This window comes from Peribacillus psychrosaccharolyticus ATCC 23296, from assembly GCF_000305495.1.
Classification (GTDB): Bacteria; Bacillota; Bacilli; order Bacillales; family DSM-1321; genus Peribacillus; species Peribacillus psychrosaccharolyticus.
The window spans coordinates 62,882-76,186 of sequence record NZ_AJTN02000265.1 but is presented as its reverse complement, the minus strand read 5'-3'; the positions used below and the strand labels follow the sequence as shown (position 1 = coordinate 76,186).

Here is a 13,305-nt window from a genome sequence, read left to right as displayed (position 1 = left end):
TTAAACTTACTCCCTTCAATCACCTGTGCAACGTTAATTTCTCTCAATTTCAATTCCTCCATGTACATTGGGTTTCGTTATAGCCATGCCTATTCAGGCATTCAAGCTCTCGCAAATTTCTTGAAATGTGACAGAGATAGGCTGACTTCTAAACTGTTCGGCATTGGCATGATGAGCACAAACAGCGAGACGGTAGCCTTCTATCTTATACTGTCTGCATTCGTAATCCATAACCTGCCTATTTGTTTGCATATCCGTTATTTGAATGGATTTATTCGAATCCTTCTTTATCGAAAACCCCTTTAACGGCTTGGACAAGCCCTGCCCAACGGCCTTAATATAACTTTCTTTTAAGGTCCATATATCATAAAAAACCGTCAGGCTATCCTCATTTGCCAGCACTTCCTGATACTCGTCATGAGTAAAAAGCTCCTTAGCGAGACGCAAATCAAATGGACCTATGTATTCAATATCCACACCCACTGCATCATCGTGAACAGCACATACCACATATTCACCGGAATGGGAGATGTTATAGTGAAAAGAAGGGTACTCAGGTAAAAATGGCTTGCCATAATCATTGGTTGCTATTTTCAGTTCCCCATCTATTAAACCGTACCGTTTTTGGAAAGCAAAACGAACGAGCAAATCGCCAATTAGCGAACGGTATGTGTCATCAATCTTCACAAATCTTTTTAATCGACTCTGTCTTTCTTGTGAAACGTGAAAAAGTAATGTTTCTATAACCGTATCCTCTCTGCTTACAGGTAATTTACAACTATATACTTCAACCACCAGAATCCCTCCTTTCATTGGAACAAATAAATAGGGGCCGCTGATTTACATTCAGCAACCCACTATTCTAAACTTTCTATCGATAACTTACTCAGTCCGCCTCAATTTCTGATTTGGCAGGATACCAAGATACTTCGTTCGATTCCACACTTGCATACAAAGAGAAAGCTTAGCAGGAACCCTAAAGATGACAACCACACAAACGACTAAATTTTATCTATGCAGCTTACTTTGTACTATAAATGTTCGTAACAAGCTTTAAACTCTTAGGCTGAAGATTGATCCAGTTTGCATTGATATATTCCAAGCAGTTCTTTCTGCTTTCTTCTCCATATATGGCGGACCAGCCTTCAGGTATAGTCAAAAAGGCGGGCCAAAGGGAATGCTGACCTTCTTCATTTATTAATACTTTGTATGCAGCATCTTCATTCTCAAATGGATTGGTCATACGTTATCTCCACCTTCATTATTTATTGCGGAATTTTCATCTTCGCCAGCTTAGTTGCAATCAGCTGTCCAATTTCTGCAAGCGGCTCAGGCTGACACATATCCTTATGACGGCAATCAATATCATATTGCTCAATCAATCCGCTAATATACGGCTTCCATGTATCCGTAGAAATACCAGGGAACCATTCTGGCAGAATCGTTGATTTAAAGAATAAAACATCACCCTTGAACATTTCCGGTTCATATTCACCCATGATTCGAACAGAATTTACATAAGTCTCTTTCAAGTTAAGGATTGTCTCGCCTTCCAAACTAGCCAATGCACTTCCATCCTGACGCAAAATTTCTATCGCACCAGCATCATCCAATGGCTTGTCTCCTAAAGTATCAGGGTCATACCCTCCCAAAGCAAGCAGGGCAATCAAGGCTTCCTCGTCGTCAGGAGCTTCCGTAGACGGCAAAAATTGACTTGGATAGGCGTCTAGAATGGCCACAAGTTCGACCTCTTCTCCCTCGTTTTGCAATTGGGTAACCATAGCATGTACGACATTTCCACCCAGTGACCAACCCAATAACCGATAAGGGCCTTGCGGCTGGACTTTACGGATTTGTTCAATATAATCCTGTGCCATTTCTACTAGTGTTCCTGGATAACGCTCACGCTCAGAAATACCTCGAGCTTGCAGACCATATATCGGATAGTCCGGTCCGAGAGCTGTCATTAACCCCGCATAGCACCAGCTCAAGCCTCCCGCTGGATGAATACAAAACAGCGGGCGTTCTTTCCCACTTTTACGAAGTGGAAGCAAGACATCCAAAGCACTTTGGCTCGAACCCATTTCAAGCCTTTCCACTAGACCAGAAACTGTCGGCGCCTCGAATAAGTTTCCTATACTCAATTCAACGCCCAGCGCCTCACGTATTTTACTCATCAACTGAACGGCTAACAGGGAATGTCCCCCTAGATCAAAGAAACCGTCATCTATTCCAACATGCGAAAGATTGAGAACTTCCATGAACAGCTTACAAAGAATTTCTTCTTGGGGTGTCCTTGGTCCGCGCCCTGATACAGCTATATCGAAATCCGGAGCTGGCAATGCTTTTCGATCCAGCTTTCCATTCGCTGTCAATGGCAAATCTACCATTTGCACAAAAGCAGATGGAATCATGTAATCTGGAAGGCTAGCTGCTACATACCGACGTAATGCAGCAGAATCGAATACCGTATTGGCTGCTGGCACCACATAAGCAATTAATCTTTTATCACCTGGATGATCTTCGCGTACTATAACTGCAACCTGTTCCAGCTCAGTACACTGGGCAAGTATTGCCTCAATTTCTCCAAGTTCAATCCGGAAGCCGCGAATCTTGATCTGGTGGTCGGCCCGTCCCAGATAATCTAATGAACCATCCTCACGCCATTTGGCCAAATCTCCAGTCCGATACATTCGGCGTCCAGATGGACCAAATGGATTCGCAACAAAACGTTCAGCCGTCAAACCATGGCGTCCAAGATAACCACGGGCCAAACCAGCCCCAGAAACATACATCTCACCAGTCACTCCTGCCGGTACTGGTTGTAAACTCTCATCCAGTATATACACGCCAAGATCCGGTATCGCACAGCCTATAAGACTGTTCGCCTTCACGGAGGTAATGTCTCGATTAAGCTCAAGATAGCTTACATGAACGGTGGTTTCTGTAATGCCATACATATTAATTAACTGCGGTGCATTTTCGGGATGACGGCTATACCAATCCTCCAAACGACTAAGTTCAAGTGCTTCCCCGCCATAAATTACGTACCGTAACGCAAGATCCTGCCCAAGCTCCGGATGGTTCCGATCCGCCTGCATTAATTGATAAAAAGCAGATGGGGTCTGGTTAAGAACAGTGACTCCTTCATCCACAAGGAGCTGTAAAAACTCTTCAGGTGATCGGCTGATTGTATGTGGAACAACCACAAGCTTCCCGCCTTGAAGAAGAGCTCCCCATATCTCCCACACTGAAAAGTCAAAAGCATACGAGTGGAACATTGTCCAAACATCATCAGTGTTAAATTGGTACCATGCTTCTGTCGACCCAAAAAGCCTGGTAACATTTTGATGAGGAATAACTACCCCTTTTGGTACACCCGTTGAACCTGATGTATATATAATATAGGCTGCATTTAAAGGTGATATAGGCTGTTTCCGGTCACTGTCTAGTGGGTTTTCTGTAGAATATCGTGACAATTCTACTAGCGTGCTTGGATCATCCATAACAATTTGTTGGCTACGCAAACCTGGAAGACTGGCTGCCACACTGGAACTTGTAAGAACACAGTTTGGCTTTGCATCTTGGAGCATGAATGTTAGTCTGTCGATTGGATAGTCTGGATCTAGAGGCAAATAAGCCGCCCCAGCTTTTAGTACTGCCAGTAAACCAACAACCATATCCAATGATCTTGGTGTAGCCAGTGCTACAAACTGCTCCGCTCCTACTCCTTTATCTATCAACAGATGGGCAAGTTGATTCACCCTTTTGTTTAATTCAGCATAGGTTACGGATTCCTCTTCAAATACTGCAGCAATTTTTCCAGGATATTTACTCACTTGTTTCTCAAACAATGCAGGCAAGGTCTCTTGCTCTATCTCGTTACCATGTGGATTTGAATCAATTAGAATTTTTTGACGCTCTTCTGACGCAAGTATTTCTAGCCGGCCGATTGGCTGATCCGGTTCCGTTACAGCACCTTCCAGTAATCGTACATATCGGTTAAGCAGCTGCTCAATTGTGTTGCTTTTATATAACTCTGTACTATATTCCAGGAGCCCGTCCATACCGTCCGGTTTCCCTGTTTCATCATAATTTTCACGAATTTCAATCGTCATATCAAACTTTGAAGTTCCTACATTAACTAGCTCTAAGTTGGACTGAACGTTTGGAAGTTCCAACTTCGGCTCAGGCGTATTCTGCAGAGCAAGCATAGTTTGAAATAACGGGTGCCTAGACCTTGAACGTGGCGGGTTCAATTCTTCTACTAATCGTTCAAAAGGCAAATCTTGATGTTCATAAGCCTCTAAATCAACTGTCCGCACCCTTTCAAGAAGTTCACGGAATGTAGGATTTCCAGAAGTATCCGTACGCAGCACTAGGGTATTAATAAATAACCCAACGATATCACTCAAGGCATCGTCATTTCGCCCAGCAATCGGACTTCCAATTGGTATGTCAGTACCCGCACCAAGGCGAGTAAACAAAGACGCAAGTCCCGCCTGTAACACCATAAATAAGCTGACACCATTTTCTCGGGCCAGTTCGATTAACTTGCCATGCAGGACAGATGGAATGGTAAATCTCCATGAATCCCCCTTATAACTTGGTTCGATAGGACGCGGGAAATCCATAGGCAATTCCAATTGTTCAGGAAGATTAGCCAATGTCTCCTTCCAATAATCGAGCTGTTTAGCGACTAAGCTGTCTTCACCACTATCACGTGCCAACAACTCTTCCTGCCAAAGCGCATAATCTGCATATTGGACGGGAAGAGGAGGCAAGTTAGGCACTTCCCCACGAGTCCGTGCTTTATATGCTGCTGTTAAATCTCGTGTAAGCGGTGTGAGGGACCATCCATCAGCTACAATATGATGTAACAGTAAAACTAAAACATGCTTGTCATGTTTTACTGTGAAAAGCTGGGCGTAAATGGATGGCTCCATGGCAAGATTAAAGCTATAGCGAGTAGCGCTAGTAATCTCCGCATTTAAGTCCGACTCATTTATTCTTGTAACCAACAATTCAACTTGTGCTTCTGAAGAGTCAATGATGTATTGATGGGCATCCCCCGCGGTCACTGGAAAAATTGTCCGCAGCGTTTCATGTTGAGCAACAATGTCATTGATTGCGGCTTCGAGAGCCTTCGTATCTAAATCACCGGCTAGCTCGATTACCAGTGGAATATTATAGGTTGGACTAGGGCCTTCAAGACGGTGCAGGAACCACAATCTCCTTTGGGCAAAGGAAAGAGGTATCTTTTCAGGTTTACTCGTTTTTTTCACAGGCAATCGTGCACTTTTTCCATTAGAGAGCTGTTTAGCAAGGCTCGATACCGTCGGCGCTTCAAAAATCTTCCCTATGCCTACTTCCACTCCAAATGTACTCCGTATGCGAGCTATTAACGCTGAGGCAAGGAGTGAATGACCGCCTAAATTAAAGAAACTATCATCAATCCCTACCCTAGAAAGACCAAGAGCCTCGGCAAACAACTCACTCAAAATTTCTTCTTGTGGTGTTCTCGGTACTCGATCTGAAATCAGAGAGTAGAGATCAGGCACTGGCAATTCTTTACGATCAAGTTTCCCATTGGGTGTCAGCGGTAACTCCTGCATAACAACGATTGCGGATGGAACCATATAATCTGGGAGACTACTGCCGACAAACTCACGAAGTTTTCCTGAATCCACTGTTGAATTCCTTGAAGGGACAATGTAGGCTGTAATTCGTTTATCCCCGGGAATATCTTCACGGACAATCACTGACACTTGTTCAACCTCTGGATGATGAGCTATCTTTGCTTCAATTTCTCCAAGTTCAATTCGGAAACCACGTATTTTAATTTGATGGTCTGCCCGACTAAGATAATCAAGGCTTCCATCATCTCTCCAACGTACCAAATCGCCTGTACGGTACATCCGACTCCCGTTCGGACCATACGGGTTTGCAACAAAACGCTCAGCTGTTAAATCAGGTCGGCCTAGGTATCCACGGGCCAGCCCCATGCCGGCAATATATAATTCGCCAACGATACCTGGAGGAACTGGTTGTAATCCGCCATCAAGCACATACGCCTGTGTATTCCATAAAGGGGATCCAATAGAAGGCATGCCTGCCTGCTCAGAATTCAGTGAATTTGATGTTGACCATATCGTCGTTTCAGTAGGTCCGTAAAGATTGGTTACTTTACAGCCTAGCTCCTGTAAGTCTGTGGCTAAACTAATGGAAAGTGTCTCCCCGCCAACAAGTACCCTGAGATCCTTGATAGCATTTGGATAATTGGCTGCCATTGCGTGCCAAAGCGTCGGTGTCGCCTGCATAATTGTAATAGTATGCTGTGTCATCATTTCTGCCAATGCCTTAGGCTCTTGGACCGTCTCCTTGGAAGCCACGACGCAGCTGGCTCCATGAAGAAGCGGCAGGTAAATTTCTAAACCAGATATATCAAAAGCAATAGTAGTAACCGCCAAAAGCCTATCTTCTTGATGCAAGGAAAATTGACTTTGCATAGAAGAAAGGAAATTAATCAAGCTTTCCGATTGAATCACGACACCTTTTGGTTTCCCTGTGGAACCAGATGTATAAATCATATAAGCCGGATTAAGCGGTGATAGCTTGCCAATCCGTTTTGTGTCATCCATATTCTTATTAGGATATTGATGCAGTTCTAATTCATCCAATATAACGAGCTCAGTTGCCCCGTCAATTGGTAACTTCGAAGCAAGTTCCCTGTTTGTTATAAGGCAAATTGGCTTCGCGTCATTCAATATGTAATCGATACGATCAATTGGGTAGTCGGGATCGATTGGTAAGTATGCGGCCCCTGTTTTTAATACAGCCAGCATAACAACGACCATATTCACAGAGCGTGGTAAGGCAATCGCTGCAAATTTTTCGGGTCCTAATTCTTTTTTTACTAACAGATGGGCAAGTTGATTAGCTTGCTCATTCAATTCAGCATAACTAAGAACGGTCTTTTCATCTGCCAGGGCTGTCAGGTGCGGGGTTTTTGCTGCTTGATTTTCAAATAATTCTGGCAGACTAGCAAGAGGAATTTCTTGGTCTGTTTGATTCCACTGCTGAATAACCTTCACACGTTCTTCCGGCAACAGCACTTCGAGTTCCCCAATTAAATGGACCTCTAAAAGACCAGCCACTTTTTCGAGCAGGCTTAAGAAGCGGGTATGATGGGTGGTTAATTCCTCCAAACCATACACTTCAGGGTTCGCATCCAAATCGATTCTGAGTCCATTTCCATCTGACTTGTCATAAATATTGATTGAGAGGTCATCGACAGGTCCTGTAGATAACTTATGTGTAATCGCTTGATTACCGGCAAAATCCAACCCATAGTCAAAAGGCATAACATTGATTTGCGGACCAAATAATCGTTGATTATCACCAAGAAGCTTGAGGTCGCGGCGAAGTTCTTCATGTCTATAGTTTTGATGGCGGCGAATCGAACGCACTTCTTTTGATACTTGCTTTACTAACTCCTTCAACGTCATTTCCGGTCGAACCGTTAAACGAAGCGGTAATAAGTTCATGACCATACTTGGAATATTAATTGAAGCAGATCCTAAGCGCCCCATCATCGGCAGAGATAAGATGACATCTTCCGTCCCCGTCAGACGATGGATATACACAGCAGTGACGGCCATGGCCAATTCATGCCATGTTCCCCCATATTTATGAGCATTTTTTTTAAACGATTGTGCAGCAGCTGTTGACAAATAACCCGTTTGGCTAAGAAAACCGTTTGATGTCCTCGGAGCCCGTTCAGCCAGGCTCATGACTTCCGGTTGGTCAGCAAAGCGCTCCAGCCAAAACTGTCGATCCTCTTGAAATTCCTCTGATGCTCGATAGCCTAAATCTTCTTCCAATTGCTTAACAAAGGGGCTAAAGGCTGTTTCCTCACAGGTTCGACCTTCAACAAGTGCCGTATATAATTTCGCCACTCGCTGCGATAGCAATGAAAAGCCGAAGGCATCCATGACAATATGATGAATCCTCTGATACCAAAAATACCGATCGGGCGCGACCATAAACATGGCTTGAGAGAAGAGTCTATCCGTTTTTAGGTTAATGGGATGCTGTAGATCTTCTTTCATCCATTGCAGGGCCTTCTCTTCGGGATTATTTTGGTCACTTACATCCAAGAAACGAAAGGGTACTTCATCAGCGAATCCCATTACCTGATAGGGTCCGCTTTCATCTTCACCAAAGTGGATATGTAAACTTTCCGCTTCCTTTACAGCCCTAGTCAGTGCTTCTTCAAACTTATTAAGATCAATGTTCCCTTTAATCTCTATGTACTCACCGGTATTATAAATCGGATTATCCGGCTCTAGCTGCTGAGCAAACCATATGCCGGACTGTGCGCCGGACAATGCCCATCGCTGTTGATTCTCCATATTACTCACTTCATCTATCCCCTTTCCGCCTCGGTTCAAGCTAACACTTTTTTAGAGGACAACAGATTCCCCCAAGCAGCAATCGTTGGTTTTTCAGCTAACTGCATGAAATTTATGTCTGCCCCTTTTTCTCTTAACATTTCCACAAGGCTCATCATGCGAATAGAATCCATCCCTCTGTCGATTAAATCCTCATGATCTTCGAGACCTTCAGAAGGATCTTCGCCAAGAAGTTCAAAGATAAGCATTCTTACTTCCTCCAACGTCAGATTGGTTTCTTCCGATGATGATTGTTCAGGGGTTTCTAATTGGTCAAGCAATTGAATGGTTGAAATGGTAAACGCACATCGTTCTGCTGCATATTTTATGGCCATTTTATGCTCTTCCAAAGAAAAATCTGCTACTGCATCTGCTACTAAAAAGGATTCTATATCCTGCATAAACGCTTCACTTGCAGTTAAAAGGCAGCCGATATGAGCATATACTCCGCATATAATAAGTTGATCACGACCCTGTTCTTTCATTAATTCAAGAAGATTAGTTCTTTTAAATGCGCTGTATCTCCATTTAGTCAACACGATGTCATCGTCCGTTGGTGCAACCTCACTCACAATATTCGTTTGGTTCGGATTATTATCGAGTCCTGGTCCCCAAAAATCAGTTAAGAGCGCGCGGTCCTTAGGATTTTGCTCTCCAGGCTGGGCCGTATAAACAACCGGAATTCCTAATTCCATACAACGATTTTTAATGGTTGTTATATTCTTCAGTAATTCTGGTATGGGCGAATCACCTTTTTTATAAAAATCGATAAAATATTGCTGCATATCATGAATAAGAAGAACGGAACGTTTCGGTTCTGCTTTCCACGCTGCTTTATTTTTTGGTAAATCAGACTCAACAGGCATTGCATATGGTGTGATAGCAGGAATAGCCATCAAATCACTCCTTTATCCTCATTATTTATTTATGAATGGCCTTACGGCTTGCACGTAACTTGTCAGAAATTAGTTGACGCAATGCTTTTTTACTCACTTTTCCTAATGGAGTTTTAGGAAAGGCCTCCATAAATTCCACTCGGTCGGGAATTTTATAGGCAGCCAAACCTCTTTCTTTTAAGAATTGTTTAAGTTCTCGCGCTTTAGGCGTTTCCCCTCGAGGTATTACGAATGCACAGGATCGCTCCCCAAGATAGTCATCAGGCATGGCCACGATTGCTGCATCATGAACGGACGAACTCGCCAGCAGGTGGTTTTCCACTTCTTCTGCTGCAATTTTTTCGCCGCCTCGATTGATTTGGTCCTTATCTCGTCCTTCCACAGTCAGGTACCCTGAAGAGTTCAAACTAACCAAATCACCTGTCCGGTAAAAACCATCTTTAGTAAAGGCTTTCTCGTTATGTGCCGGTGCGTTGTAATAACCGCAAATCGTATAGGGTCCCCTGGTTAATAAAGTTCCAACTTCACCAAGTGCTACTTCCCTATCCTCTTCGTCAACCACTCGAATTTCATCCAGTTCAGACATAGGTCTTCCTTGTGTGTTCACGACAATCTCTTGGGGATCATCAAGTCTTGTATAGTTCACTAATCCTTCCGCCATCCCAAATACTTGCTGTAATACACACTGAAATACTGGACCTACACGACGTGCCGCTTCAGCACTAAACTTCGCTCCTCCAACTTGAAGGACCTGAAGACTGGATAAATCATAATTACGTGTTGAAACGGCCTCAAGCCACCTCAAAGCCAGCGGGGGTACAAGTGCTGTAATCGTTACGCCATATTTTTCAATAAGAGGGAACGCTTCATCTGGGCTTGGACCAGGTGAAAGAACAACCAGTCCACCTCCATACAGCGTACCCAGCGTACCAGGTGAGCTCATTGGAAAGTTATGAGCGATTGGAAGTACCGCAAGATAAATACTATCTTGGTTGATTCCGCAAATATCAGCACTTAGCCGTAAACTGTATATGTAATCATCATGCGTTCTTGGAATTAATTTGGATAACCCGGTACTTCCGCCGGATAATTGAAGGAACGCAACATCACTCGGTTGAACATTCGTTTCCACTAAATCGGCAGGTTCTCTATATAAACTTTTTAAACATATGAATTCCTCAGAATCTCCTGCCACAATCACATTCAATAAGGTAGCATTTTTCTTTTGCGCCCCTCTGGCTAGTGTTCTGTAATCAAATCCGCCGTGCATATCCGGAATAATATAGGCGGCCGCTTCAGTGAATTCGCAAAAGTAGTCTATTTCGTTGCTGCGATGTGATGGCAGGGCGTAAACAGGAAGAGCCCCAATTCTAAATAATGCGAAACAGACTTCAAAAAATTCAACAATATTAGGAAGCTGGATGACCACCCGGTCCATCTTTTTAATTCCAAGCTTTTGAAATCCTGCTGCTAATCGATCCACTTGAGTATCCAATTCAGCATAAGTCAGGTTTCTATCCCCGCCAGTAAGAGCCATTCGACTTCCATACTTTTTCGCACGTTCACGCAGCATACTGCCGAAAGTTTCTCCTTTCCAACAGCCTTCTTTTCTATATAAATCAGCCATGTTCTTAGGCCATGAAGTGAAACCGTTCAACATTAAAATCTCCTCCACATTACTTTGATAGCTCTGTAATTCCCATTGCACGAAGCATTGTTTGAAGTTTAGCCGTCGTTTCAGCCAGTTCTTCTTCCGGTTTTGATTCTCCGACTACTCCTGCCCCTGCAAACAACCGAAGCTCGTTTTCTTCAACCTCTGCACATCGAATCGTAACGACCCATTCACCATCTCCTAGAGCATTGCACCATCCAACCATTCCCGTAAAGAAACCTCGGTCGAAGGATTCAATGTCCAAAATGGATTCCCTCGCTCGTTCCGCCGGTGAACCGCATACGGCCGGAGTCGGATGAAGGGCAATCGCCAGTTCTAGAGAAGAAGTCTCAGGAAGGGCAAGTTCCCCCTTCACTTCTGTTGATAGATGCCACATCGTCTCTGTACTTATTAATGATGGACTATCAGGTACCTCTATCTTTTTCATGAACGGTCGAAGTGCTTCCGCAACTGCATTTACTACGACAGCATGTTCATGTAAATCTTTTGAAGACGAAAGCAATTCCTTCGACCTTCTTTGATCTTCCACTGGATCGTCACTTCGCGGCCTGGAACCCGCCAAGGGATTCGCGACTACGCGTAACCCATTCCTTGAAACAAGTAATTCTGGACTGGCTCCAATTAATGATTTATCACGAATGGATTTTCCTTCCTTATTCAAATCAACAGCGAATGTATACCCTTTTGTGTTTTGAGCAGCTAGATTATGAAGAAGTTGATGAATCCCCACATTCGCAGATGAAGTAAGATGCAGGGATCTAGCCAGTACAATTTTGTCTAGATGACCACTGGCTATCTGAGCCAGCCCTTTCTCCACGCCTTCTATATATTGAGCAGGTTCGGGAACGAATTGTATTTCATATGCAGGCGGTCTATCTGTATCTACTGTTTTGCCAACCTCATATTCTTGTAAACAAGCAGACATGTGTACCGTCTGCGGTACATGCAGATGAGCTGGCTTTTTATAATCGAAGGGTATTGCCCCTGTGACGATTGGATTACAATGTCCTTGCTTTTCTGCATACTTCAATGTCGCTGCGACCCGATCAGTGAGTCCTTCCATTTGATTATCTTGCTCCTCATTTATTGGAACAGTTATCATGGAACCTTTTCCTAATATGGTTTGGTTCGGACTTGATAGAAAGAAGTCACCAACTTGGTAATCCTTCAACATAGGTTTTTCCAAAACACCAGAGCTAGGTTCCTGTTTCATCTAATCAACAACTCCCTTTTTTAATTGAATATTCAGTTATGTAAATCCAAAAATGGCTTAAGCGCCTAGGGTCGCTCCTCCATCCACGCAGAGATTGCTCATGGTAATATGATTGGATTGATCCGATAGGAAGAAAAGAATGGCATCTACTATGTTAGAAGGTTCAGCAATTTTTTTCAGGGGAATTCCTACTTTAAATACTTCCGGAATACCATCTATTACTGTTCTCGCTCCATCATTGCCCTCCCATAAAGACCATTGCATTTCTGTATCTGTCGAACCAGGGGCAACGATGTTACATCGAATATTATATTGCGCTAACTCTAAACCTAAGCACTTAGTAAACATAGTCGCAGCTGCCTTAGATGCCGCATAAGCAGCTAAAGAAATTCTCGGAACACTCGCCGCATTGGAACCTACTGTAACAATGGATCCCTTTTTCCTAGCCACCATATGTTTACTGACGGAACGACAAACATTGAAAACGCCGGTAGAATTGACAGCAAACGTCCTTTCCCAATTAAGATCACTGCATGACTCTATTAATCCTGGGTTAAGTACTCCGGCAACATTTACCAATAATTCTATTGGACCGATCTCCCGCTCAACAGTATCAACCAGCCTATCGATAGCCAAGCTATCACTCACATCTGCTGAAAACGCATAAACGTCTAACCCTTCAGACTTCAAAGCTTCTTCATGCTTCTGTAACTTTTCAGCTTGGAAATCAACCGCCGCTACAACAACACCAAGTTTTGCCAAGGTTTGAACCACTGCACCTCCAATGCCTTGCGCTCCTCCTGTAACCAGCGCAACCTTCCCATTAAACTCCTGTGCGTACATACTTACCTCTCCCTTTCTTCATCAGAAATACTAGTTTGAATAATTCGATCTATTAAAGGCTCACTCCCATTTAATCGTGGAGATTTCCACCTGTCTCATCAATAATGAGAATCATTATCAATCAAATTCTACAGGTAATGTTATACATTTCTACCTTAACGGTCAATGGGTATTCCGTGAATTGCTAAGAAAGACCTATTCTTTATACAAGGTACATTCGTCCTTAGC

At 43.5% G+C, this 13,305-nt stretch carries 7 protein-coding genes; all 7 read right to left on the bottom strand.

Features of this window, described 5'->3' with window-relative positions; genetic code table 11:
* Positions 1 to 93: 93 nt before the first annotated feature.
* The 7 genes from WYK_RS23085 to WYK_RS23055 all read right to left on the bottom strand — a co-directional run bounded on the left by WYK_RS23085 (position 94) and on the right by WYK_RS23055 (position 13,077).
* Positions 94 to 795: a 4'-phosphopantetheinyl transferase family protein gene (locus tag WYK_RS23085; protein ID WP_040376771.1), complete on the bottom strand. Its 702-nt coding sequence runs from the start codon at positions 793 to 795 to the stop codon at positions 94 to 96.
* A gap of 226 nt (positions 796 to 1,021) precedes the next feature.
* Positions 1,022 to 1,243 carry an MbtH family protein gene (locus tag WYK_RS23080; RefSeq protein ID WP_040376770.1) on the bottom strand — a complete coding sequence of 74 codons (222 nt, stop codon included), beginning with the start codon at positions 1,241 to 1,243 and terminating at the stop codon, positions 1,022 to 1,024.
* A 22-nt stretch (positions 1,244 to 1,265) separates the two neighbouring features.
* The gene (locus tag WYK_RS23075) at positions 1,266 to 8,414 is read right to left on the bottom strand and encodes an amino acid adenylation domain-containing protein (RefSeq protein ID WP_040376786.1); all 7,149 of its coding nucleotides are present in this window, start codon (positions 8,412 to 8,414) and stop codon (positions 1,266 to 1,268) included.
* A 35-nt stretch (positions 8,415 to 8,449) separates the two neighbouring features.
* Positions 8,450 to 9,349, bottom strand: a complete 900-nt coding sequence (locus WYK_RS23070; protein WP_040376768.1) for an isochorismatase — start codon at positions 9,347 to 9,349, stop codon at positions 8,450 to 8,452.
* Between the two features lie 25 nt (positions 9,350 to 9,374).
* Positions 9,375 to 11,009 carry a (2,3-dihydroxybenzoyl)adenylate synthase gene (locus WYK_RS23065; RefSeq protein ID WP_040376767.1) on the bottom strand — a complete coding sequence of 545 codons (1,635 nt, stop codon included), beginning with the start codon at positions 11,007 to 11,009 and terminating at the stop codon, positions 9,375 to 9,377.
* A gap of 16 nt (positions 11,010 to 11,025) precedes the next feature.
* On the bottom strand, positions 11,026 to 12,234 hold the full coding sequence (gene dhbC / locus WYK_RS23060) for an isochorismate synthase DhbC (protein WP_040376766.1): 1,209 nt from the start codon (positions 12,232 to 12,234) through the stop codon (positions 11,026 to 11,028).
* A gap of 57 nt (positions 12,235 to 12,291) precedes the next feature.
* Positions 12,292 to 13,077, bottom strand: coding sequence for a 2,3-dihydro-2,3-dihydroxybenzoate dehydrogenase (locus WYK_RS23055; RefSeq protein ID WP_040376765.1), 786 nt, complete (start codon positions 13,075 to 13,077; stop codon positions 12,292 to 12,294).
* Positions 13,078 to 13,305: the final 228 nt, after the last annotated feature.

Bases quoted from the DNA above. Each gene is read 5' to 3' on its own strand.
- WYK_RS23080 (WP_040376770.1), bottom strand. From the start codon at position 1,243: ATGACCAATCCATTTGAGAATGAAGATGCTGCATACAAAGTATTAATA.
- WYK_RS23075 (WP_040376786.1), bottom strand. From the start codon at position 8,414: ATGGAGAATCAACAGCGATGGGCATTGTCCGGCGCACAGTCCGGCATA.
- WYK_RS23070 (WP_040376768.1), bottom strand. From the start codon at position 9,349: ATGGCTATTCCTGCTATCACACCATATGCAATGCCTGTTGAGTCTGAT.
- WYK_RS23065 (WP_040376767.1), bottom strand. From the start codon at position 11,009: ATGTTGAACGGTTTCACTTCATGGCCTAAGAACATGGCTGATTTATAT.
- dhbC (WP_040376766.1), bottom strand. From the start codon at position 12,234: ATGAAACAGGAACCTAGCTCTGGTGTTTTGGAAAAACCTATGTTGAAG.
- WYK_RS23055 (WP_040376765.1), bottom strand. From the start codon at position 13,077: ATGTACGCACAGGAGTTTAATGGGAAGGTTGCGCTGGTTACAGGAGGA.